Genomic DNA, 22,285 nt, shown 5'->3' on the forward strand with positions numbered 1-22,285 from the left:
CTGAAATCACATCCTGCCAGCGCCCTCAGGCGCGCTGGTGATGGCGTGTGCTGCGGGGACCGGCAGCGCAGGCCATGCCGCATATCGCGGCGATCGGCGAAAACGGGTCGGAGCGGCAGAAGCCATGAGCAGCGCCATATCGTCTGAGGACAAAATCCAAGTTCCGGCCCGGCCGAGACGCTGGCATATCCTTGTCTTCCTGTTGCCGGCCTTCATCGTCTATTCCGCCGTGATGATCCTGCCGCTGATCGAAACGCTGCGCCTGTCGCTGTTCAATACCGTCGATGGGCAATCGACCTTCGTCGGGCTTGCCAATTTCCAGGTCCTGTTCGGCGAAGAGCGCTGGGCGGCTGATTTCTGGCGGGCGCTGAAGAACAATTTCATCTTCTTTGCCATCCATATGCTGGTGCAGAACCCGCTCGGCATCGCGCTGGCCGCCATGCTGTCGATCCCCAAGCTCAGGCTTGCGACGTTCTACCGGACGGCGATTTTCATGCCGACCATCCTGTCCTTCGTCATTGTCGGTTTCATCTGGAAGCTCATCCTGTCGCCGATCTGGGGCATTACCCCTTTCTTCATGGATCTCGTCGGGCTGAAGGCCTTCTTCGGCCCCTGGCTTGGCAAGCCGGGTTCGGCGCTGATCACGGTCTCGCTGATCTCCGTCTGGCAGAATGTCGGTATTCCGATGATGCTGATCTATGCGGCACTTCTCAATATTCCCGATGAAGTGATCGAAGCCGCCGAATGCGATGGCATTACCGGCTGGAGCCAGTTCTGGAAGATCAAGCTGCCGTTGATCCTGCCTGCCATCGGCATGGTGTCGATCCTAACCTTCGTCGGTAATTTCAACGCGTTCGACCTGATCTATACCGTGCAGGGCGCGCTTGCCGGACCGGATGGAGCGACCGACATCCTTGGAACGCTGCTCTACCGCACTTTCTTCGGTTTCCAGCTGCAGCTCGGCGACCGCTCGATGGGCGCGACCATTGCCACCGTGATGTTCCTGATCATCCTCGCCGGCGTTTCGCTCTATCTCTTCGGTATTCAGCGGCGCGTTCGCCGCTACCAGTTCTAAGGGGACGGATCCATGTCAAAAGCACGCATCTCGCCGCTGCGCTCCGGCTTCGTTCACCTGGCACTGGCCGGCTATACCGTCATCGCGCTGTTTCCCGTCGTCCTGACAATCCTCAATTCCCTGAAGGACAAGAACGCGATCTTCCGCACGCCCCTGGCATTGCCGACACCGGAGACGTTCAGCCTGATCGGCTATACGACGGTGCTGAAACAGGGCGATTTTATCGGCTATTTCCAAAACAGCCTGATCGTCACGGTCGTTTCGATCTTCTTTGCACTGCTGTTCGGCGCCATGGCTGCCTTCGCGCTGTCGGAATACCGCTTCCGTGGCAATACGCTGCTCGGTCTTTATCTTGCCATAGGCATCATGATCCCGATCCGCCTCGGCACAGTCGCCATCCTGCAGGGCATGGTCGCCGCCGGCCTCGTCAATACGCTGACGGCGCTGATCCTGGTCTACACCGCTCAGGGCCTGCCGCTCGCCATCTTCATCCTGTCGGAATTCATGCGCACGGTTTCCGATGACCTGAAGAATGCCGGACGGATCGATGGCCTGTCGGAATATGCGATCTTCTTCCGCCTTGTCCTGCCGCTGGTGCGTCCCGCCATGGCAACGGTGGCGGTGTTCACGATGATTCCGATCTGGAACGACCTCTGGTTCCCGCTGATTCTGGCACCCGGCGAAGCCACCAAGACCGTCACGCTTGGCTCCCAGGTGTTCATCGGCCAGTTCGTTACCAATTGGAACGCGGTTCTTGCCGCCCTGTCGCTGGCAATCTTCCCGGTCCTTATCCTCTATGTCATCTTCTCGCGGCAGCTGATCCGCGGCATTACCGCAGGAGCAGTCAAGTAATGAGCAAACCCGTTCGCGTCCTCGTCGCCGGTCTCGGCAATATGGGCCGCAGCCATGCGCTGGCCTATCACAACAATCCCGGCTTCGAGATCGCCGGCCTCGTCAATCGCTCCAAGCCCGTGCTGTCGCCCGAGCTTGCCGGCTATACGATCCACCCGGATTTTGCCACGGCCCTGAACGAGTTGAAGCCCGATCTCTGCTCGATCTGCACCTATTCCGACAGCCATGCCGACTATGCCGTCATGGCGTTCGAGGCGGGCTGCGATGTGTTCATCGAAAAGCCGCTGGCAACGACCGTGGCCGATGCCGAGCGTGTCGTGGCAGCCGCCAGAAAGGCCGGCAAGAAGCTGGTGGTCGGCTATATCCTGCGTCATCACCCCTCCTGGATCCGGTTGATTGCCGAGGCCCGCAAGCTCGGCGGCCCCTACGTTTTCCGCATGAACCTCAATCAGCAGTCCAGCGGCCCGACCTGGATGACGCATAAGTCGCTGATGGAGACCACGCCGCCGATCGTCGATTGCGGCGTGCATTATGTCGATGTCATGTGCCAGATCACCGATGCCAAGGCCGTGGAAGTGCGCGGCATGGGCCTTCGCCTGTCGAATGAAATAGCGCCGTCTATGTATAACTACGGCCATCTGCAGGTTCTCTACGAGGATGGTTCGCTCGGCTGGTACGAAGCCGCCTGGGGACCGATGATCTCCGAGACCGCCTTCTTCGTGAAGGACGTGATGTCTCCAAACGGTTCGGTTTCGATCGTCATGGATCCGAATGCCAAGTCCGACGACATCGACACGCACACGAAAACGGCCGTCATTCGCGTTCACAAAGCCGAGACCGGCGCAGACGGCAAATTCGTCCACAAGGACGAAGACCTGAAGATGGACGGCGAGCCGGGACACCAGGAACTCTGCGATCTCGAGCAGGCCTATGTGTTGAAAGCCATCACTGAAAATATCGATCTTGAACGGCATATGGACGATGCCGTCCAGTCGCTGCGCATCTGCCTTGCGGCCGATGAGAGCGTACGGACCGGCCAGCCGGTCAAACTCTAAACACAGCCTGTCCCGTGCCGCTGCCGGTCAGCGGGACGAAGGGCATATGCGACAACGAAAAGGGCGCCTCACGTGGGATCACTTCAACTGAAATCCATCCGCAAGGCCTTCGGCAATCACGAAGTCTTGAAGGGCATCGACCTCGACGTTGAGGATGGCGAATTCGTCATCTTCGTCGGCCCGTCCGGCTGCGGCAAATCCACCCTTCTGCGCGTCATTGCCGGTCTTGAGGATGCGACGTCCGGCAGCGTCCAGATCGATGGTCAGGAAGTGATCAACACACCGCCGGCCAAGCGCGGCATCGCCATGGTGTTCCAGTCCTACGCGCTCTACCCGCATCTGACGGTGAAAGATAATATGGGTCTTGGCCTCAAGCAGATGGGCGCGCCAAAAGCGGACGTCGATGCCAAGGTCGCGAAGGCATCGGGCATGCTGTCGCTGGAACCTTACCTTGCCCGCCGCCCGGCCGAACTGTCCGGCGGCCAGCGCCAGCGCGTCGCCATCGGCCGCGCTATCGTGCGCGAACCCAAGCTCTTCCTGTTCGATGAGCCATTGTCCAATCTCGATGCGGCCCTGCGCGTCAACACCCGTCTGGAGATCGCGAGGCTGCATCGCAGCCTGAAGGCGACGATGATTTATGTGACGCATGACCAGGTCGAGGCGATGACGCTGGCCGACAAGATTGTCGTGCTCAATGCCGGCCAGATCGAGCAGATCGGCTCGCCGATGGAACTCTACAACAAGCCGGCCAACACGTTCGTGGCCGGTTTCATCGGTTCGCCGCAGATGAACTTTATTGAGGCGAGCAGGCTTGGCGATCAGCAGGCAAAGACCGTCGGCATCCGTCCGGAGCACATCACGCTCTCGCGCGACAACGGCGACTGGAAGGCCAAGGTCATCCATGTCGAGCATCTGGGCGCCGATACCATTCTTTATCTGGAAACGGAAGTGACCGGTCTTTTGACGGTTCGCCTGTTCGGCGAGCATCAATATGATGTCGATGACATCGTCTATGCGACGCCGGACAAGACGGCGATGCACCGTTTCGGTGCCGACGACCGGGTTCTGCGCGGATAGACGAGCGCAATTGTATCCGAATGTTGATGAGACCAGTCATTCGGTATCGTTTTATTGTGCGGCGCATCAATGGCTTGCGCTGCCTTTGATTTTAACATACGTATCTGTTTGTATAATTGATGCGTGGGTAGATCTATCCCGGATATTCTCCGTATCACATTGATTTTCATGAAACTCCAGCTGCAGCTGACGTCTTTTAAGAAAGACCGCCGGCCGTGCGGCTGGTCTTTGCGTATGGAACCAAAGATGCGGATGAACCGACCGATATTGGCTGCAACAGTGGCTGGCCTGATGATGATTGCGGGCTGCCAGAAAGACGACGGCGAGAAGCAGGCGGCTCCGTCCTATCCGCCGCCGCAGGTCTCGGTGATCACGACGAAGACCGAATCGCTGCCGATCACCAACGATCTGCCGGGGCGCATCGCTGCCACCCGCATTTCGGAAGTCCGTCCGCGCGCCACCGGCATCGTCATCGAGCGCGTGTTCGAGCAGGGTTCGCATGTGAATGCAGGCGATGTGCTCTACAGGATCGATCCGGCATCGTTCAAGGTGCAGGTCGAAAGTGCCGAAGGCACGTTGCGCCGCGCCAAGGCTGTGCAGCTGCAGGCCAAGCAGGCCGCCGATCGCCAGGAGCAGCTGAAAAAATCCGGTGTCGCCACCGGCCAGAATTATGACGATGCGATTGCGCAGCTGGCGCAGGCCGACGCCGATGTGGCGATTGCCGAGGCGGGCCTCGCAACAGCCCAGCTCAATCTGCAATATACCAATGTGACGGCCCCGATCAGCGGCCGCATCGGCCGTGCGCTGATTACCGAAGGTGCGCTGGTGAGCGCCAACGGCTCGGAAAATCTCGCAACGATCCAGCAGCTCGATCCTGTCTATGCCGACTTCACCCAGTCCGCGACCGATCTTATCCGCCTGCGCAAGGCGCTCCAGGACGGTGCGCTGGCCGGCGACAAGAATGAAGCCAAGGTCAATCTCCTGATGGATGACGGCAGTGCCTATCCGCATGCCGGAAAGCTGCTGTTTTCGGAAGCAGCCGTCGATGAGACGACCGGCCAGGTGACCCTGCGCGGCGAATTCCCCAATCCGGATGGCGACCTTCTGCCCGGAATGTATGTTCGCGTCATTGTCGAGCAGGGCATCGAAAGAAATGCCATCGCCGTACCGAGCCAGGCCGTGCAGCGCGATACCTCCGGTAATGCTCAGGTCTATATCGTCAAGGAAGACAAGACGGCTGAACTGCGCACGGTATCTGCCGGCCAGGTTCTCGGCGATCAGTGGATTATCCGCGATGGCCTGAAGCCTGGCGAAAAGGTGATCGTCGAAGGCTTCCAGAAGGTTCGCCCCGGCGCGCCGGTCGAACCGACGGACTGGAAGCCGGCCGATGCCAAGCCCGCAGCCGGGGCTCAGCCTGCCGCTGAAAAACCGGCGGACGCGCAGCCTGCCGCAGAAAAGACGGGCACGGATGGTGCCGCCGAAAAGCCGGCCGAAGACGCCAAGCCCGCCGAACAGGCGAAGTAAGGATCTGATCGATGCCTAGTTTCTTTATCGACCGGCCTATCTTTGCGTGGGTCGTCGCACTTTTCATCATGATCGCGGGTATCATCGCGCTGCCGCTGCTGCCGATTTCGCAGTATCCGAACGTGGCGCCGCCGCAGATCTCCATCAATACCAGCTATCCCGGTGCCTCCTCCGAAGAGACCTACCAGAGCGTGACGCGGCTCATCGAAAATGAGCTGAACGGCATCGAGGGCATGCAATATTTCTCGTCGACGTCCAGCGCCGCCGGCAGCGTGTCGATCAACGTGACCTTCACTCCGGGCACCGATTCCGGCGATGCGTCGATCGACGTGCAGAACCGTGTCCGCCGTGTCGAGGCGCGCCTGCCAGATGCCGTGCGCCAGCAGGGCATCGAGGTTGAGGAGGCCGGTTCCGGCTTCCTGATGATCCTTGCGCTCACATCCACGGACGGGTCCATGGATGCCGTCTCGCTTGGCGATTATCTCAGCCGCAACGTGCTCAACGAAATCCAGCGCGTCGAAGGCGTCGGCCGGGCACAGATGTTTGCCACCGAGCGCGCCATGCGCATCTGGCTCGATCCGGACAAGATGCGCGGCCTCAACCTGACGGCGGGCGATATCAATGCCGCCATCACCGCGCAGAATGCTCAAGTAGCCTCCGGCAGCATCGGCGCCCAGCCAAACCCGATCACGCAGCAGATCAGTGCGCCGGTCCTCATCAAGGGCCAGCTCACCTCGGCTGAAGAGTTCGGGGCGATCATCCTGCGTGCCAATCTCAACGGCTCTGCCGTGCGCCTGCGCGATGTCGCCCGTATCGAGATCGGCGGCCAGGACTACAGCTTCTCGACGCGCCTGAACGGCAAGCCCTCCGCTGCTATCGGCGTTCAGCTGACGCCAACCGGCAACGCACTCGCCACCTCCACGGCCATCAAGGCACGTATGGACGAACTGGCGACCTTCTTCCCGCAAGGTGTCGAATATTCCGTTCCCTACGATACGTCGCCCTTCGTGGCGATCTCGATCGAAAAGGTTCTGCATACGCTGCTGGAAGCCGTGGCGCTGGTGTTCCTGGTGATGTTCCTGTTCCTGCAGAACATCCGCTACACCATCATCCCGACGCTCGTAGTGCCCGTCGCCTTGCTGGGCACCTGTGCTGCCATGCTGGCCATGGGCTTCTCGATCAACGTTCTGACGATGTTCGGCATGGTGCTTGCCATCGGTATTCTCGTCGATGATGCGATCATCGTCGTCGAAAACGTCGAACGCATCATGTCCGAAGAGGGGCTGACGCCAAAGGAAGCAACCCGCAAGGCGATGAAGCAGATTACCGGCGCCGTGATCGGCATCACGCTGGTTCTGTCGGCCGTGTTCATTCCCATGGCCTTCTTCCCCGGCGCCGTCGGCGTGATCTATCAGCAGTTCTCGCTGACCATGGTGGTCTCCATCCTGTTCTCGGCCCTGCTCGCCCTGACATTGACGCCGGCGCTCTGCGCCAGCTTCCTCAAGCAGGTTCCCAAGGGTCATCACCATACCAAGCGTGGCTTCTTCGGTCTGTTCAACCGCGGCTTCGACAAGGCCTCGCACGGCTATAGCGGCTGGGTTGCAAGTATGGTGACGCGCACATGGCGCTTCATGCTGATCTATGTCGTGCTGCTCGGCGGTCTCGCCTATCTGTTCATGCAGCTGCCGTCTTCCTTCCTTCCGGATGAGGACCAGGGCTTCGTGATCGTCAGCATGCAGCTGCCGTCGGAAGCGACCGGCAACCGCACGACCGAGGTTATCGAGCAGACCGAAGCGATCTTCAGCAAGGAACCGGCCGTCGAACGGATCATCGCCATCAGCGGCTTCTCGTTCTCCGGTACCGGTCAGAATGCCGGCCTTGCCTTCGTGACGCTGAAGGACTGGTCGGAGCGCGGACCCAACGATGTCGCCTCGGTCATCGCCGGGCGGGCATCCGGCGCCATGTCCCAGATCAAGGATGCGATCAGCTTTGCGCTGTCGCCGCCGCCGATCCAGGGTCTTGGCACCTCCAATGGCTTCGAGTTCCGTCTGCAGGATCGCGGCGGGCAGGGGTCTGCGGCACTGGCCGCCGCGCGAGACCAGCTCCTCGGTCTTGCGGCACAAAGCCAGGTGATCTCGGGCGTTCGCGTCGATGGCCTGCCGGATGCGGCCCAGGTCAATCTGCTGATCGACCGTGAAAAGGCCAATACGTTCGGCGTGGCCTTTGCTGACATCAACTCGACGATCTCGACCAATCTCGGTTCGTCCTATGTCAACGACTTCCCGAATGCCGGACGTCTGCAGCGTGTGACGGTGCAGGCCGACGAGAACCGGCGCATGCAGACCGCCGACCTTCTGAAGCTCAATGTCCGCAATTCGAATGGCGGCATGGTTCCGTTGTCGGCTTTTGCCAGCATCGAGTGGACAAGCGGCCCGACCCAGACGGTCGGCTATAACGGCTACCCGTCGGTTCCGATCAGCGGCCAGGCCAATGCCGGTTATTCCTCCGGCGAGGCGATTGCCGAGATGGAACGTCTGTTTGCACAGCTGCCACCGGGCTTCGGCTACGAATGGACGGGGCAGTCGCGTGAGGAAATCGCATCAGGCACCCAGGCGCCGCTTCTCGTGGCCCTGTCCTGCCTGCTGATCTTCCTGTGCCTTGCCGCCCTCTATGAAAGCTGGAGTATTCCGGTTGCGGTGATGATGGTGGTGCCGCTTGGCGTTATCGGCGCGGTTCTCGCCGTCACCCTGCGCGACATGCCCAACGACGTGTACTTCAAGGTCGGCCTGATCGCGATCATCGGCCTCTCGGCGAAAAACGCGATCCTGATCATCGAGTTCGCCAAGGAGCAGATGGAGGCTGGCAAACCCTTGCTGGATGCCACCATCGAGGCAGCGCATCTGCGCTTCCGCCCGATCCTGATGACCTCGCTGGCCTTTACCCTCGGCGTGTTGCCGCTGGCGATTGCCACCGGCGCAAGCTCGGGCAGCCAGCGCGCCATCGGTACCGGCGTCATGGGCGGCATGATCTCGGCCACGGTGCTGGCGATCTTCTTCGTGCCCGTCTTCTTCGTGTTCGTCATGAAGCTGTTCCGCAGAACGACGTTGAAGCCGATCGGTTCTGACACGACGGTCACACCGGCAGAATAAGGGAAGTGGCCCGCCGGGAAAGGCGGGCCTTTCCAAGGCGAGGAGGCGTCATGCGCAGAACCAAGGCCGAAGCGGAAGAAACCCGCCTCAGCATTCTGAGCGCAGCAGAGCGGGTTTTCTTCGAAAAGGGCGTATCCACCGCCTCGCTCGACGATGTCGCCAAGGCGGCGGGCGTCACGCGCGGCGCCATCTACTGGCATTTTGCCAACAAGACCGATCTTTTCCTCGAACTCTACAATACCGTAAACCTGCCGATCGAAGACATGATTGCCCGCGATGTCGAACAGCCAGCCGCCGAGGTGCTTTGCTATATCGAGAAGTCGGCGGGCGACTGGCTCACTGAACTGGCAGCGGACGAGCATCGCCAGCGAATCTTCACCATCCTGCTTCGCTGCCCCTATGGCGACGACCTGCTGCCGGTCCTGGAAAAGCAGCAGGAGGTGGATGACCGCCACACCGTCATGCTCGACAGCGCGTTTGACCGTGCCCGCAGCGCGGGCTTTCTCAACGGAAACTGGACGCCTCAGTCCGCCACCAAGGCGCTACGCTGGATGATGGAAGGCCTGTGCAGCGAATGGCTGCTGTTCGGCCGCCGCTTCGATCTGGCGACGGAAGGCAAGGAAGGGCTGAAACGCCTGTTCGACAGCTTCCGCCAGGTGCCGGCAACGGCCGAGGCGTTGGTCGTATCCTGAACATTTTTAGCGCAATCAACCGTAGCACAAGCCCTTACGGGCTGCATCTTGCCGTCAGTGCGCCTCGTCCCAGTTATGCGCAGCCCGCGCATCGACCTTCAGTGGTACCCGCATGTCGAGCGCCGGCATTGCCGCATTTTCCATGACTGAAACGACCAGCGGGATGGTCCGCTCGACATCGGCATCCTCGACTTCGAAGATCAATTCGTCATGCACCTGCAGCAGCATGCGGGCGCGCTGCGAAAGGCCGGCCTGTTTCAGTGCCGGCTCCATCTTCACCATCGCGCGCCGGATGATATCGGCGGCGGAGCCCTGGATCGGCGCGTTGATCGCGGCGCGCTCGTTGAAGGCGCGGTGGGAGGGATTGGAGGAGCGGATGTCCGGATAATGTGCGCGGCGGCCGAAGATGGTTTCGACATAGCCGTTTTCGCGGGCAAATGCCTTGGTGCTTTCCATATAGTCGCGAATGCCGGGGAAGCGCTCGAAATATTTCTTGATGTATTCGCCGGCTTCCGAGCGTTCGATCGACAGCTGGTTGGCCAAGCCGAAGGCGGAAATGCCGTAGATGATGCCGAAATTGATCGCCTTGGCGCGGCGGCGGATTTCGCTCGGCATGCCTTCAACCGGGACGCCGAACATTTCCGATGCCGTCATCGCATGAATGTCGATACCGTCGGAAAAGGCCTGCTTCAGCTGCGGGATTTCGGCGACATGGGCAAGCACGCGTAGCTCGATCTGGCTATAGTCGGCCGAGACCAGCTTGTGTCCCGGCGTCGAGATGAAGGCGGTGCGGATCTTGCGCCCTTCGGCGGTGCGCACCGGAATATTTTGCAGGTTCGGCTCGGAGGAGGAGAGGCGTCCCGTCGTCGTTGCCGCCAGCGCATAGGATGTGTGAACGCGTTTCGTTTCCGGGTGCACAAAGCCGGGAAGGGCGTCGGTATAGGTGGATTTGAGCTTGGTCAGCTGGCGCCAGTCGACGATCTTGCGCGGCAGTTCGTGGCCTTCCAGAGCGAGCTCTTCAAGCACCTGCGCGGAGGTCGACCATTGTCCCGTCTTGGTCTTGGCGCCGCCCGGCAGGCCAAGACGGCCAAACAGGATATCGCCAAGCTGCTTCGGCGAGCCGATATTGAAGCTTTCGCCGACAAGCCCGTAGATTTCATGCTCGAGGCCAGCGGCTCCCTGCGCCAGTTCGCCCGACAGCCGCGACAGAATCTGACGGTCGATGGTGATGCCGCGTTCTTCCATGCGGGCAAGCACCGGCACCAGCGGACGCTCCAGCCGTTCATAGACGGCATTGAGGTTCTTGGCGGCCAGGCGCGGTTTCAAAACCTGCCAGAGCCTCAGCGTCACATCGGCATCCTCGGCCGCATAGGCGGTTGCCTTGTCGATATCGACATAATCGAAGCTGACGGAAGATTTGCCGGTGCCGGCCACATCCTTGTAGGGAATGGGCTGATGGCCAAGCCATTTCTCGGACAGCGAATCCATGCCGTGCGTGCCGGCGCCGGCATCGGCCACATAGGACATCAACATCGTATCGTCGAAACTGACGATGCTGACGCCATGGCGCTTCATCACCAGGTAGTCATATTTCAGATTCTGCGCGATCTTGAGAACCGACGGGTCTTCCAGAAGATCCTTCAGCCGCTCCAGCGCGGCCGCAGCCGGGATCTGGTCGGGCGCGAGCTTGACGCCGTCGCTAAACAGATCGTTGCCGCCGGTCTTGTGGATGAGCGGCACATAGGCGGCGCGGATATCGGTGCCCGAGGGGTTTTTGCTATTGTCGGCGATGGCGAGCGAAAAGCCGACAAGTTCCGCCTGCATCGCATCGAGCGAGGTGGTTTCGGTATCGAAGGCCACGATGCCGGTTTCGCGTGCGCTCGCAATCCAGTCATCGAGCGTTGCGAGATCGCGGATTGCCACATAGGCGCTGCGGTCGATCTTGGCTGTTGCAAAAAGTTCTGCGCGTGTCTGCGCCAAAGCCTGCGGTGTCGCAGCCAGCGGGCCGCTGTCCGTCACGCTGGCCAGGGACGCTGCCGCATCCGCAGCACTTCCCGCTGCCGGTGATTTCGACGTGGACAGGGCGGACGGCGAAGACGGGGAGGCAAGATCGCCCTTGTCGAGATCAGGTCCATGCGCCTGCGCGCCCCATTCGACCGGGACTTTGGCCGGCTCGACGGCATCCGCATCCGTCTCGGTTGCCGCCGCAACGCGGCGGGTCAGCGTGGTGAATTCCATGGTCTTCAGGAAAGCGACGAGCTTGGGTCCGTCCTGCGCATGCAGCTCGAAATCCTCAAGCGGCACGTCGATCGGTGTGTCGGTCTTCAGCGTCACCAGTTGCCGCGAGAGGCGGGCCAGCTCGGTATTGGCGATGATGTTTTCGCGGCGCTTCTGCTGCTTGATTTCGCCGGCGCGGGCAAGCAGCGTTTCCAGGTCGCCGAATTCCTCCAGCAGCTGCGCTGCCGTCTTCGGGCCGATGCCGGGAATGCCGGGCACGTTGTCGGTGCTGTCCCCGGTCATCGCCTGCAGGTCGATCATCTTTTCCGGCGGAACACCCCATTTCTCGATCACTTCCGGGATCGAGATCTGCTTGTCCTTCATGCTGTCATACATCGACACATTGGCCGTCACCAGCTGCATCAGATCCTTGTCGGACGATACGATGGTGACGTCGGCGCCGGTTGCTTCCGCCATCCGCGCATAGGTGGCGATCAGGTCGTCGGCCTCGTAGCCTTCCTTTTCGATGCAGGGCAGGTTGAAGGCGCGCGTCGCATGGCGGATCAGCCCGAATTGCGGGATCAGGTCCTCCGGCGGCGCGGTGCGGTTCGCCTTGTACTGATCGTAGAGCTCGTTGCGGAAGGTCTTCGAGGAATAGTCGAAAATGACGGCGAAATGGGTTGGTGTCACCCCGACGGATGTGTCGCGTGCATCGGTCAAAAGCTTCCACAGCATGTTGCAGAAGCCCGAGACTGCGTTGACCGGCAAACCATCGGATTTGCGGTTCAGCGGCGGGATGGCGTGGAACGCCCGGAAAATGAAACCGGAGCCGTCGATGAGGAAGAGATGATCACCTTTTTTCATGGCGACAAGGGATAGCGCGGGCCGCGATGGCCGTCCATATTTCATTCCGGCAAGCGGCCATTTTTGTCTAAAAGCAAAAACGGAGGGCCCTCACAGAAACGTTACCAATTTGTAATGCGCAGAGGCCTGTGTGCTCCCTTGAAAAGCCACATTTGGCACCACAAATGATAGTCAACGGCACCTGAACACGCCGTCATCTGGTCAAAGGCCTGTCCCCCGCCGAAGCCAGATGTAAGGACAAAGGCCTATCCCCCCTCTCCGGGCCTTTGTCCAATTTACAACAAAGACCGCCGTGGCCCCGCCTCCGCCATGGCGGTTTTTGTTTGTGATCAAATCAGCGTGAAACGTTCCTGCGTGCCGGTCCATCGCTCGCAATGTAACTTGTGTTCCAGCTTGGGGAGAGGTACCCATAGACATGGCCTTCGACCGTATGGATTCAGCAACATACCTGTCCAGCCTTCTGGCGAAAAGTTTCTCCCGTGCCCTGCAGGAGAGAGGCCAGAAACTCGGCTTTGCCCCCGGCCAATTTCCGGTTCTGTTGGAACTGTGGAGCGAAGAGGGCTTGACCCAGAAACAATTGCTCGACCGTCTCGACATCGAGCAGGCGACGATGGCCAATACGCTCGCCCGCATGGAGCGGGACGGACTGGTCCTGCGCAAGAAACACCCGACCGACAAGCGCGCCCAGCAGATTTTCCTGACCGTCAAGGCGAGGGAAATGGAGGACGAGGCAAAAGAGGCCGCGCTTGCCGCCGATCAATCCCTGTTGTCGGGCTTTCGAACGTTCGAACGGGAACTGATGCTGGAATATATGCGCATGGCAATCGCCAAGGGCGCGCAGAACTGACCCTCCATCTTTTGGGACACTGATCATGTATCCATCGAAACAGTGTGCTGAAGCAGCACTCTTCTTGTCTGCTGCGCTGCGCGTGATGCATGAGGCGCAAGGGCCGCTGCAGCACTTTGACCTCCTGGATCATTGCTGAATTCGATTCCGGTTTGAGGAATTATGCAGTAGGTTCCGGCCCGACAACGAAGGATTCGGACATGACAGATACGGCCAGCATTCTCACCCGGGCAGACGATAATCTCCCACAGAGCCTTGAGCGGCTTTTCGATCTGGTGCGCATCCAGTCGATCTCCACCGATCCGGCCTTCAAGGCGGAATGCCGCAAGGCAGCGGAATGGCTGGTGAGCGAATTGACGACACTGGGGTTCGAAGCCTCCGTACGCGACACGCCCGGCCACCCGATGGTGGTGGCGCATCACGCAGCCGGCAAACCCGGCGCGCCGCATGTGCTGTTCTACGGTCATTACGACGTTCAGCCGGTCGATCCGCTCAATCTGTGGGACACGGCGCCGTTCGAGCCGTCGATCAAGGAGCTGGACGGTGGCCGCAAGGTCATTACCGGGCGGGGAACGGCTGACGACAAGGGCCAGCTTCTGACCTTCGTCGAGGCCTGCCGCGCCTTCAAGGAGGTCAACGGCGCGCTGCCCTGCGAAGTCACCATCCTGTTCGAAGGCGAGGAAGAATCGGGATCGCCGTCGCTCAAGCCGTTCCTGGAAGCGAACGCCGCCGAGTTGAAGGCTGACTATGCCCTGGTCTGCGACACCAATATGTGGGATCGCGATACGCCTGCAATCTCCGCTGGCCTGCGGGGCCTCGTCGGCGAAGAAATCGTCATCACCGCCGCCGACCGCGATCTGCATTCCGGCTATTTCGGCGGCGCCGCTGCCAATCCCATCCATATCCTGTCACAGATCCTGGCCGGCCTGCATGACGAGACCGGCCGCGTCACGCTGGAGGGTTTCTACGAAGGCGTCGAAGAGACCCCGACGCAGATCAAGGCCGCCTGGGAAACGCTGGGGATGACCACGGAAAAGTTCCTCGGCGAAATCGGACTGTCGATCCCGTCTGGCGAAAAGGGCCGTTCGGTGATGGAACTGACATGGGCCCGGCCGACCGCTGAGGTCAACGGCATCTGGGGCGGCTATACCGGCGAAGGCTTCAAGACCGTGATTGCCGCGCAGGCATCCGCCAAGGTTTCCTTCCGCCTTGTTGGCGCCCAAAACCCTGAAAAAGTCCGGGATGCGTTCCGCGCCTATGTCACCTCGAAAATCCCAGCCGATTGCTCGGTCGAATTCCACAAGCACGGCGGCTCGCCGGCCATCCAGCTTCCTTATGATTCGGCTTTGCTGAACACGGCAAAATCGGCGCTCTCGGACGAATGGCCGAAACCCGCCGTGTTGATCGGCATGGGCGGCTCGATCCCCATCGTCGGCGATTTCCAGAAAATGCTCGGCATGGAATCGCTTCTGGTGGGCTTTGGCCTGTCGGATGACCGGATTCATTCGCCAAACGAGAAGTATGAGCTGCAATCCTATCACAAGGGCATCCGCTCCTGGATCCGGATTCTCGACGCGCTTGCGGCTTAAGCAGCGCGGCTGTTAACGGTTAGCACCCTTGACCCGGCCGGTCGGGGGTGGTCTTTTCGTTCAGATGACATTTTGCCAGCTACAGATTTCAAGAATACTTGCCTCATGAAAACGGTACGCAAACTTGCCTGGCCGGTGATTGGGCTCGCCGCGATCGTGTTTTCGCTTTATGGCCTCTATCATGAGCTCCATGGCCTTTCGGCCGCCGATTTCATGGATAGCCTGAAAGCCGTATCGCTGAAGAGCTGGTTCTTGGCCGCCGCCGCTACGCTTGCCGCCTACGCGGCGCTTGCGGCCTATGATCATCTGGCGCTTGAGCATCTCGGCCATAGGATCTCGCTATGGTTCATTACCGTATGCTCCTTCACCGCCTATGCGCTGTCGCATACGGTGGGGGCCTCGGTCTTTTCCGGTGCTGTCGTACGCTACCGCGCCTATGGCTCGAAGGGCCTGACGGCGGGCGAGACCGGAATTCTGGTTGCGTTCTGCTCGTTCACGTTCGCGCTCGGTACGCTGATGCTGGCGGCCATCGTCCTTTTGATCGAACCGGAAATCACCGCCCGTTTCGCAACGTTCCTGCCGATCGGGGCATCGATCTCGACTGGATTGATCATTCTGGCGCTGATCGCGCTGTATGTGGTCGGCAGTCTGGTCGGGTTCCGGCCGTTGCACACCCGCTGGTTCCGGCTGGAATATCCCAAACCCTCGCTGGCGCTGCGCCAGCTGGTGATTGCACCGGTCGAGCTGATCGCCGCTGCCGCCATCATCTATTTCGCCCTGCCGGAGGCCGGAAATCCCGGTTATATGGTGATCCTCGGCGTGTTTCTCGCCTCGTTTTCGGCAGCGCTTCTCTCGCATGCGCCGGGCGGGCTTGGCGTTCTGGAGCTGGTGTTTATCGCAGCCCTTCCGGAAATGGATCCGGCCGGCGTCCTGGCGGGGCTTGCCATTTTCCGCCTCTTCTACCTGATCATCCCGTTCCTGATCGCGCTCACCGTCGTCGTGATTTTCGAGCGCGGCCAATTCGTCGCCGGCCGCAAGGCCGAGGCGGGTAAGGAAAACGGCACCTAAACCGACGCCCGTCCTATGAGGGCGAATGGCAGACTTTCGGCAAAGCCTTTTCGAACGGCCCCTCGACCTTCTCAAGCTCCGCACTTTCAATGTGTAGCGGTGAGAAGGGCGGCTCTTGAATGCCGGGATTGACGATACGGGTGACGTAGCAGCCTGCAAAGATCTTTTCCTTGCCGCCTTTTTCCGTCGATTTGATCGCAACCGGTACCGGCGCATAGATACTGCCGGCCGCTCCCTCCTGCGTCGCCGGACCGATCAGCACCTGAACATCCACGGTCTTTGCATAGCCCTCGACAAACGCTTCGTAGCTATCGGCGGGCTGGGCGAAATAGCTGTAGGCGCGTGCATATTCATGGCGGTTGATGGCGTTGTAGAGCGAGCGGATAAGCGCCGGGCCATCCGAGCGGTCGTCCACATAGGCCGTCTGGTCCTGGGCGCTTGCAGAAACAAGGGAGGTTGCCAGAACCGCAGCTGCCGAAAGAGAGATGAGAAAGGCCTTCATGTACACTGCTCCTGTTGTTCGCAGCAAGTGTCAACGCGGATGAGGCGATTTGAAGGTACAGCCGGAAAAATCGGAAGGCCGGGAGCGGAAGCTTGAAAAAGCATGATGCCTGAAAAAACAAAAAGGCCGGGAAAACCCGACCTTTCACAACACGCTTCGACACTCCTGCCAGTACATCCGTGGTCAACCGCGGAAGCGCATTTCTCCGGCGCGGATAATCGCGCCAGATTTGGTATTAAGCAGCCTGCAGGTTGTCTGCAGACATCTTGCCGGACTTGCGGTCCTTGACGAGCTCGAAGCTGATCTTCTGGCCGTCGTTGAGGCCACGCATACCAGCGCGCTCAACAGCCGAGATGTGGACGAAAACGTCCTGGCTGCCGTCGTCCGGCTGAATGAAGCCGAAGCCCTTTGTGGAATTAAACCATTTTACTGTGCCAGTGGCCATAACGATCCCTTTCTCTAGCAAATTATGTTGAACCATCCCGTAAACGTTACGGAAAAGCTTTTGTTCGAATCTGAAGGAAAGTTCGTCCGATTGCGCACAATGTCGCAAAAACCAAAGTCATCTAACAAATATCGACCAAAGCTCAGATAGGTTGCCGGGGTCAGCTAGTCAAGTTTTATTATTCTGCTTTTCTCGGAGCCATTGATTTCGCTCGGTTTTATAAGGGCAATCACAACCGTCACACCGTTTTATTCTCGCTCCAAACCAGCGGTTTTGGCGTCGTGAGCCGGAACGGTCAGGGCGCTCCAGATTTTGCGGCTGAGCGGAATTGATTTTTCCGTTGCCTGCATCATGTTCCCTTCATGAGCGAAATGGTTGCTCAATAGGAGACATACGATGACGAAATTGGTGGTTGTTGCAATCTGCGCGTCCCTGCTTGCGCTGTCTGGATGTGGAAATACCGCAAGGGGTTTGAAGAGGGACGGCGTTCAGTCCAGCAATGCCTTGGACAACGCCACACATCGTATAGCACGCGCGAACGCGAACTGACACTGGCGGACGCCATCCCGGCGCATGGGTTTATAGCGTAGCTGATTTATTAAGGGCTATGGCTGTTCGCGTGTGCCGGGGGCGCTCTCGCGCTGGTCTGCGTCCTCAAGATCGGACTTCACCAAAAATGTATCGGCATGCTCGCGCACTGCCTCGCGCATCACGTCGGGTTTGATGTCCTCGGCGCTGTCTTCCATGTCCAGGCTGTCAATTTCCCGTTCGGCCTGCGACCAGTGATCGTCCTGCTTGCCCTCTGGCGAGCCTTCGTCAAGCCAAAGTTCATAGGCGCGATGGCGGATTTTCGTTTCTCTGTCAGTGTCCATGATAACCCTCACGCAGTTTAGCGAATGTTCTCAATTGGGCTCGCTGCGGAAGGCAGCGGGTGTAAAGAGACCGGCAATTGCCTTCAACACCTGCGGGCGGCGCGGTGTTTCCTGCGCTTCATGCGTAATTTTAGGCATGGATTGCCGGCGAGCCGATAGATCGAAGGCTCTTTCAGCTTCCGACAGAAGCTCGTCATGCTCTACGTTGAAATGATAGACCTGGCCCATGAAATCCCCTGTACTGATCGTCCGCGTCGTTCTTCGCATAACCGGTTTTCAGGCGGAAAGTTCCATGTCCCGTCATGAAAAAGGCCCCCGAAAGGAGGCCTTCATTCATCGTCTGCGCTCTGGTTTTTACCAGTAACGGCGGCGTACCGGCTCCGGCTCGCGGGAAGCGGCGCCTAAAAGAAAGCCGATGGCACCGCCCAGCAGAATGGCTAGGGTCAAGGCGCTTCCGGCGGCGGCCGGATGCTCACGGGCGGTCTGCGCGATGGCGTTGCCTTCCGAGCGGGCGACACTGGCTGCCTTTTTAGCGAGCGGTGCAGCTGCGTCCATGACGTTGGACGCCCGGTCGCGAACGTCGCTATAGGCTTGCGCGCTCTGGGCGCTGACGATTTTGGAAAGGCGCGCCACTTCAGCGCGCAAGGATTCAAGATCAGTATTCGTTGTTTCGGCCATGATGGGTTCTCCTGTTGCCGCCTGCCAAACGAATTGGCTGGCGGAATGGTTCCCAACAATCGAACGCCGCGTTGGCGGCACGGCACTGCAATGTGCCGCACCCGTCATCTGGCGTTAAACGCTCACTCGCCGTGCGTGCTTGTCGGCGGCCTTTTTATCTCCGGCTGCCTCATCGAGGATAGTCCGGGCATCTTCCACCGATATCCGGTGCTTCTTTGCAAACGAGATCGGCTCATAGGGCTTGTCTGATATGGCTGGCATGGGTGGTCTCCTGACATGTTGGGTAAAGCGGCCGGAACCGTGGCAAAACTGGCCTTCCCGCAGGTGAGGCGGTTGAGCTGGTCGCAACGGGCTGGATCAGAGAGTGAGGGACGCGCTTGTCGCTTGTTCCAAAAATCTGGCGAGCGGATGTGCATTGGCCGCGCTGAAGCGATGTCATTGCTTCATGCACCGCAAGTGGTGCTGGATCATTACATGGCCATTATTGCCGCGTTGCGCAAGTGCACCTGAGCAACGCAGGACCTGACAGTCCTCAACAGCTTGAATTTAACGCCCCCTTAAATCGCCGCATTTACACTTCATCGCACGATACGAAATCGTGCGTTGCGGCCCATGTGGCACCGGCGCTCCCCCAATGCCCAGCTGGAGCAGACCCACCCCGACATGGCAGGAAATCGGACATCAGGGCACAGGATAGAGCCTTCCTTCGAGGGCGGACGCGGTCGTGATGACGGCGAGCTGCGCATGAATGCCGGTGAGCGCGTCAGCGGCGGCGGCGGAAAATCCGGCGGCTCGAAACCTTCTCCTAAAAAGTCCGGCGCGCGAAATCCCCGCAAGCGTGGCGGCTCGTCCGGAGGGCGGGGCTTTACCGGTCTGATCCGGTCGCTGGTCTATTGGTGCGTTGTGCTGGGCATCTGGGGCGCCATCGGCGTCGGCGGTCTCGTGCTCTATTACGGATCGCGCATGCCGAGCGCCACGACCTGGGTCATTCCGGACCGGCCGCCGAACGTCAAGATCCTGGCCGTCAACGGTGATATCATCGCCAATCGCGGCACGACCGGCGGCGAGGCGCTGTCGCTCGAAAACATGTCGCCCTATATTCCGCAAGCCGTCATCGCCATCGAGGATCGCCGCTTCTATTCGCATTTCGGGGTCGATCCGCTCGGGCTGGCACGGGCAATGCTGACCAATGTCACCACCGGGCGCATGGTGCAGGGCGGCTCGACGATCACCCAGCAGCTCGCCAAGAACCTGTTTCTCTCGCCGGAGCGCACGCTGGAGCGCAAGGTGCAGGAAGTGCTGCTCTCCGTCTGGCTGGAACAGAAATACACCAAGGACCAGATTCTGGCGATGTATCTGAACCGGGTGTTCTTCGGTTCCAACGCCTATGGCGTCGAGGCGGCCTCGCGGCGCTATTTCAACAAATCCGCAAGGGATGTGAACCTCGGCGAGGCGGCGCTGCTTGCCGGCCTCTTGAAAGCGCCGTCGCGCCTGTCGCCGGCGCGCGATCCGAAGGCGGCCGAAGAGCGCGCCCAGGTTGTGCTCGGCGCCATGCGCGAAGAGGGGTTCATTACCGATAGCGAGATCAAGACCGCGATGTCGCAGACGCCGACCAAGGCCAAGAGCTTTTGGTCCGGTGCGCAATATTACGTCGCCGACATGGTCATGGACCAGCTGCCGGGCATGGTCGGCGAGATCAGCCAGGACCTGATCGTCGATACGACGCTCGATCTCAATCTGGAAAAGAAGGCCGAGGAAACGCTGGCCGAAAGCCTCGACGCATCCGGCCAGAAGCTGGATGTCTCTCAAGCCGCGCTGGTCTCGATCGACGGCACCGGTGCCATCCGCGCGCTTGTCGGCGGCCGCGATTACGCCGATAGCCAGTTCGACCGCGCCGTCAAGGCAAGGCGCCAGCCGGGCTCGGCGTTCAAGCCGTTCGTCTACGCTGCCGCGATGGAAATCGGCCGCACGCCGATGTCGATCCGCAACGATGCGCCCGTCCGGATCGGCAACTGGACACCGGAAAACTACGACCAGAAATATCGCGGCGAGGTGACGCTCGCCAATGCGCTTGCCAATTCGCTGAATACCATCGCAGCCCAGCTGGTAATGGAAGTGGGACCGCAAAATGTCATCAAACTGGCGCGCCGGCTCGGCATCGAATCCGAAATGCAGTCCAATGCCTCGATTGCGCTGGGAACATCGGAAGTCAGTCTGGTCGAGCTGACATCGGCCTATGCTCCGTTCATGAACGGCGGCTTCAAGGCGACGCCGCATGTGATCCGGCGGATTTCGACGGCAGATGGCACGGTTCTCTACGAAAACACCTATGACAACCCGCCCCGCGTGCTTGATCCCGCCATCGTCAGCGAGATGAACCAGATGATGGTGGGCGTGATCGAACGCGGGACCGGCAAGGCCGCCCGGCTGAAAGGCTGGCAGGCCGCCGGCAAATCGGGAACGACGCAGTCTTTCCGCGATGCTCTGTTCGTCGGCTTCACCAGCAACCTGACCACCGGCGTCTGGTTCGGCAATGATGACGGCAAGTCGATGAAGAAGGTCACCGGCGGCGGTCTGCCGGCCAAGGCCTGGCATGATTTCATGACGGCGGCCCATGAAGGCCTGTCGCCCGCGCCGGTCTTCGGCACGACGGGTGTCCAGCCGACATTCGATACCGATCAGACAGCGCCCGAGAGTATCGGCGATGCCCTATCGCAAGGTCCCATAGACGCGTTTCCGCAGGCCCCGGTCTCCAGCGGCCGGATGGCGGCAGACCAAAACTCGCAGCAGCCGGCGGACGCCGCCAATTCCGGCCTTGTGCCACCTGCCGATGTCGGCGAGACGACAGGTGCGACCCGCCGCACCACTCTGTTCGACATCCTGACCGGCGGTTGACCTGCCGCCGCCGTTTGGTGCTCCTGACGATGGGGTTCGTTTTCCATTCTATGTCCGAGTCGGCTTGAACAGCCGCTATCCCCAGGCGATAACAACATTTTCCGGCTCGATCGGGTGATCGATCCAGACGCGAATCCGCGTTTTCGTGGATGGTACTTTTGCACTGGCGAATTCTGGCTCGACAGCATCAAACAAAATAAGTTCATTATTGGGGGTGTTCAAAATTCCGTTGAAATCGGGGTCTCTCATTTCTGTAATTTCTAAAATTGGCCCGAATGTCACTGAGGTGTCTCCGTCGTTCCAATAGAGCGCAGGGACTTTGATGCAGTCAGGCGAGGAAAATATTCCCGGCCTGTCCATATGAAGAGGAATCGTAACGNNNNGTAATTGTAATTTTCTTGACTGACGTCAAGTATTACCTTCCTTGATATATCAGCCAGCCTTGTGACTAACTGTACGGCCGATAGTGCGTTATCGAATAGCACCCATTCGACGCGCGTCTCTGTTTACCCCCAGGCTATCACGACGGTTGAAGGCTCGATGGGATGATCCATCCAGACCCGAATTCGAGTTTTCGCGGATGGCACGCGTGAAATAGCGAATTGAGGGTTATTGGCATCAAATAAAATAATCTCGTTGTTGGGGGTGTTCAGAATGCCGTCGAAATCTGGATTTCTTGTCTCCGTAATCTCGGAGGCTGGTCCGAACGTAACGTCCGTGTCTCCGTCGCTCCAATAATGGGCTGGAATGAGAATGCAATCATTTGAAGAGAGCACTCCCCTTCGATCCATATGCGTTGGAATCCTGACATTCCGACGGCCCGCAACATAAAAGCTTACATATTCCGGGGCGATGGACATCCGCTGTACGGTCATAGTGTCAAA

Annotated in this window: 21 protein-coding genes; 12 read left to right on the forward strand and 9 right to left on the reverse strand. The window is 59.7% G+C overall.

Annotated elements, in window-relative coordinates; all coding sequences use genetic code 11:
• Positions 1-124: 124 nt before the first annotated feature.
• From ASD32_RS09635 to ASD32_RS09665, 7 genes are all read left to right on the forward strand, one after another.
• The gene (locus ASD32_RS09635) at positions 125-1,075 is read left to right on the forward strand and encodes a sugar ABC transporter permease (protein ID WP_060637821.1); all 951 of its coding nucleotides are present in this window, start codon (positions 125-127) and stop codon (positions 1,073-1,075) included.
• A gap of 12 nt (positions 1,076-1,087) precedes the next feature.
• Positions 1,088-1,927 carry a carbohydrate ABC transporter permease gene (locus ASD32_RS09640; RefSeq protein ID WP_060637822.1) on the forward strand — a complete coding sequence of 280 codons (840 nt, stop codon included), beginning with the start codon at positions 1,088-1,090 and terminating at the stop codon, positions 1,925-1,927.
• Positions 1,927-2,982, forward strand: coding sequence for a Gfo/Idh/MocA family oxidoreductase (locus tag ASD32_RS09645; RefSeq protein WP_060637823.1), 1,056 nt, complete (start codon positions 1,927-1,929; stop codon positions 2,980-2,982). The genes ASD32_RS09640 and ASD32_RS09645 overlap by 1 nt, the downstream gene beginning before the upstream one ends.
• A 72-nt stretch (positions 2,983-3,054) precedes the next feature.
• Complete coding sequence (locus ASD32_RS09650; protein ID WP_060637824.1) at positions 3,055-4,059, forward strand: ABC transporter ATP-binding protein; 1,005 nt, start codon at positions 3,055-3,057, stop codon at positions 4,057-4,059.
• A 234-nt stretch (positions 4,060-4,293) separates the two neighbouring features.
• The gene (locus tag ASD32_RS09655; RefSeq protein WP_082546741.1) at positions 4,294-5,583 is read left to right on the forward strand and encodes an efflux RND transporter periplasmic adaptor subunit; all 1,290 of its coding nucleotides are present in this window, start codon (positions 4,294-4,296) and stop codon (positions 5,581-5,583) included.
• A gap of 11 nt (positions 5,584-5,594) precedes the next feature.
• Positions 5,595-8,732, forward strand: coding sequence for an efflux RND transporter permease subunit (locus ASD32_RS09660; RefSeq protein WP_060637825.1), 3,138 nt, complete (start codon positions 5,595-5,597; stop codon positions 8,730-8,732).
• A 50-nt stretch (positions 8,733-8,782) separates the two neighbouring features.
• On the forward strand, positions 8,783-9,424 hold the full coding sequence (locus ASD32_RS09665) for a TetR family transcriptional regulator (protein ID WP_060637826.1): 642 nt from the start codon (positions 8,783-8,785) through the stop codon (positions 9,422-9,424).
• 54 nt (positions 9,425-9,478) lie between these two features.
• Here the strand turns inward: ASD32_RS09665 and polA are convergent, their stop codons facing one another.
• A complete protein-coding gene (gene polA / locus ASD32_RS09670; RefSeq protein WP_060637827.1) occupies positions 9,479-12,505 on the reverse strand; it encodes a DNA polymerase I in 3,027 nt (1,008 codons plus the stop codon).
• 415 nt (positions 12,506-12,920) lie between these two features.
• Between polA and ASD32_RS09675 the strand changes: the two genes are divergently transcribed.
• The 3 genes from ASD32_RS09675 to ASD32_RS09685 all read left to right on the forward strand — a co-directional run bounded on the left by ASD32_RS09675 (position 12,921) and on the right by ASD32_RS09685 (position 16,009).
• Positions 12,921-13,352, forward strand: coding sequence for a MarR family transcriptional regulator (locus tag ASD32_RS09675; RefSeq protein WP_060637828.1), 432 nt, complete (start codon positions 12,921-12,923; stop codon positions 13,350-13,352).
• A gap of 200 nt (positions 13,353-13,552) precedes the next feature.
• Positions 13,553-14,941, forward strand: coding sequence for a dipeptidase (locus tag ASD32_RS09680; protein ID WP_060638143.1), 1,389 nt, complete (start codon positions 13,553-13,555; stop codon positions 14,939-14,941).
• A 105-nt stretch (positions 14,942-15,046) separates the two neighbouring features.
• Positions 15,047-16,009, forward strand: coding sequence for a lysylphosphatidylglycerol synthase domain-containing protein (locus ASD32_RS09685; RefSeq protein ID WP_060637829.1), 963 nt, complete (start codon positions 15,047-15,049; stop codon positions 16,007-16,009).
• Positions 16,010-16,022: 13 nt separating this feature from the next.
• Here ASD32_RS09685 and ASD32_RS09690 read toward each other — a convergent pair whose 3' ends face one another.
• Positions 16,023-16,511, reverse strand: a complete 489-nt coding sequence (locus tag ASD32_RS09690) for a hypothetical protein (protein WP_060637830.1) — start codon at positions 16,509-16,511, stop codon at positions 16,023-16,025.
• A gap of 235 nt (positions 16,512-16,746) precedes the next feature.
• Positions 16,747-16,956, reverse strand: a complete 210-nt coding sequence (locus tag ASD32_RS09695) for a cold-shock protein (protein WP_037103743.1) — start codon at positions 16,954-16,956, stop codon at positions 16,747-16,749.
• 396 nt (positions 16,957-17,352) lie between these two features.
• Between ASD32_RS09695 and ASD32_RS30670 the strand changes: the two genes are divergently transcribed.
• On the forward strand, positions 17,353-17,505 hold the full coding sequence (locus ASD32_RS30670; protein WP_082546719.1) for an entericidin: 153 nt from the start codon (positions 17,353-17,355) through the stop codon (positions 17,503-17,505).
• A gap of 56 nt (positions 17,506-17,561) precedes the next feature.
• Here the strand turns inward: ASD32_RS30670 and ASD32_RS09700 are convergent, their stop codons facing one another.
• From ASD32_RS09700 to ASD32_RS30240, 4 genes are all read right to left on the reverse strand, one after another.
• Positions 17,562-17,828 carry a DUF2934 domain-containing protein gene (locus ASD32_RS09700; RefSeq protein WP_060637831.1) on the reverse strand — a complete coding sequence of 89 codons (267 nt, stop codon included), beginning with the start codon at positions 17,826-17,828 and terminating at the stop codon, positions 17,562-17,564.
• 30 nt (positions 17,829-17,858) lie between these two features.
• Positions 17,859-18,056 carry a hypothetical protein gene (locus tag ASD32_RS09705; RefSeq protein WP_156383127.1) on the reverse strand — a complete coding sequence of 66 codons (198 nt, stop codon included), beginning with the start codon at positions 18,054-18,056 and terminating at the stop codon, positions 17,859-17,861.
• Between the two features lie 126 nt (positions 18,057-18,182).
• Complete coding sequence (locus ASD32_RS09710; protein WP_060637833.1) at positions 18,183-18,506, reverse strand: hypothetical protein; 324 nt, start codon at positions 18,504-18,506, stop codon at positions 18,183-18,185.
• Positions 18,507-18,620: 114 nt separating this feature from the next.
• Positions 18,621-18,767, reverse strand: coding sequence for a hypothetical protein (locus ASD32_RS30240; RefSeq protein WP_200953590.1), 147 nt, complete (start codon positions 18,765-18,767; stop codon positions 18,621-18,623).
• A 402-nt stretch (positions 18,768-19,169) separates the two neighbouring features.
• Between ASD32_RS30240 and ASD32_RS09715 the strand changes: the two genes are divergently transcribed.
• Positions 19,170-21,401 carry a transglycosylase domain-containing protein gene (locus tag ASD32_RS09715; RefSeq protein ID WP_060637834.1) on the forward strand — a complete coding sequence of 744 codons (2,232 nt, stop codon included), beginning with the start codon at positions 19,170-19,172 and terminating at the stop codon, positions 21,399-21,401.
• Between the two features lie 75 nt (positions 21,402-21,476).
• Here ASD32_RS09715 and ASD32_RS29515 read toward each other — a convergent pair.
• The coding region (locus ASD32_RS29515) for a hypothetical protein (RefSeq protein ID WP_210171103.1) at positions 21,477-21,780 on the reverse strand (304 nt) is incomplete at its 5' end.
• A gap of 127 nt (positions 21,781-21,907) precedes the next feature.
• Positions 21,908-22,276: a hypothetical protein gene (locus tag ASD32_RS29520; RefSeq protein WP_156383130.1), complete on the reverse strand. Its 369-nt coding sequence runs from the start codon at positions 22,274-22,276 to the stop codon at positions 21,908-21,910.
• Between the last annotated feature and the right edge of the window lie 9 nt (positions 22,277-22,285).

The organism is Rhizobium sp. Root483D2 (assembly GCF_001426685.1).
GTDB lineage: Bacteria > Pseudomonadota > Alphaproteobacteria > Rhizobiales > Rhizobiaceae > Pararhizobium > Pararhizobium qamdonense.

What these genes read in the sequence shown, in the direction of transcription:
- ASD32_RS09635 (WP_060637821.1), top strand. Translation starts at nt 125, where the DNA reads ATGAGCAGCGCCATATCGTCTGAGGACAAAATCCAAGTTCCGGCCCGG.
- ASD32_RS09640 (WP_060637822.1), top strand. Translation starts at nt 1,088, where the DNA reads ATGTCAAAAGCACGCATCTCGCCGCTGCGCTCCGGCTTCGTTCACCTG.
- ASD32_RS09645 (WP_060637823.1), top strand. Translation starts at nt 1,927, where the DNA reads ATGAGCAAACCCGTTCGCGTCCTCGTCGCCGGTCTCGGCAATATGGGC.
- ASD32_RS09655 (WP_082546741.1), top strand. Translation starts at nt 4,294, where the DNA reads ATGGAACCAAAGATGCGGATGAACCGACCGATATTGGCTGCAACAGTG.
- ASD32_RS09660 (WP_060637825.1), top strand. Translation starts at nt 5,595, where the DNA reads ATGCCTAGTTTCTTTATCGACCGGCCTATCTTTGCGTGGGTCGTCGCA.
- ASD32_RS09665 (WP_060637826.1), top strand. Translation starts at nt 8,783, where the DNA reads ATGCGCAGAACCAAGGCCGAAGCGGAAGAAACCCGCCTCAGCATTCTG.
- polA (WP_060637827.1), bottom strand. Translation starts at nt 12,505, where the DNA reads ATGAAAAAAGGTGATCATCTCTTCCTCATCGACGGCTCCGGTTTCATT.
- ASD32_RS09675 (WP_060637828.1), top strand. Translation starts at nt 12,921, where the DNA reads ATGGCCTTCGACCGTATGGATTCAGCAACATACCTGTCCAGCCTTCTG.
- ASD32_RS09680 (WP_060638143.1), top strand. Translation starts at nt 13,553, where the DNA reads ATGACAGATACGGCCAGCATTCTCACCCGGGCAGACGATAATCTCCCA.
- ASD32_RS09685 (WP_060637829.1), top strand. Translation starts at nt 15,047, where the DNA reads ATGAAAACGGTACGCAAACTTGCCTGGCCGGTGATTGGGCTCGCCGCG.
- ASD32_RS09690 (WP_060637830.1), bottom strand. Translation starts at nt 16,511, where the DNA reads ATGAAGGCCTTTCTCATCTCTCTTTCGGCAGCTGCGGTTCTGGCAACC.
- ASD32_RS09695 (WP_037103743.1), bottom strand. Translation starts at nt 16,956, where the DNA reads ATGGCCACTGGCACAGTAAAATGGTTTAATTCCACAAAGGGCTTCGGC.
- ASD32_RS30670 (WP_082546719.1), top strand. Translation starts at nt 17,353, where the DNA reads ATGACGAAATTGGTGGTTGTTGCAATCTGCGCGTCCCTGCTTGCGCTG.
- ASD32_RS09700 (WP_060637831.1), bottom strand. Translation starts at nt 17,828, where the DNA reads ATGGACACTGACAGAGAAACGAAAATCCGCCATCGCGCCTATGAACTT.
- ASD32_RS09705 (WP_156383127.1), bottom strand. Translation starts at nt 18,056, where the DNA reads ATGGGCCAGGTCTATCATTTCAACGTAGAGCATGACGAGCTTCTGTCG.
- ASD32_RS09710 (WP_060637833.1), bottom strand. Translation starts at nt 18,506, where the DNA reads ATGGCCGAAACAACGAATACTGATCTTGAATCCTTGCGCGCTGAAGTG.
- ASD32_RS30240 (WP_200953590.1), bottom strand. Translation starts at nt 18,767, where the DNA reads ATGCCAGCCATATCAGACAAGCCCTATGAGCCGATCTCGTTTGCAAAG.
- ASD32_RS09715 (WP_060637834.1), top strand. Translation starts at nt 19,170, where the DNA reads ATGGCAGGAAATCGGACATCAGGGCACAGGATAGAGCCTTCCTTCGAG.
- ASD32_RS29520 (WP_156383130.1), bottom strand. Translation starts at nt 22,276, where the DNA reads ATGACCGTACAGCGGATGTCCATCGCCCCGGAATATGTAAGCTTTTAT.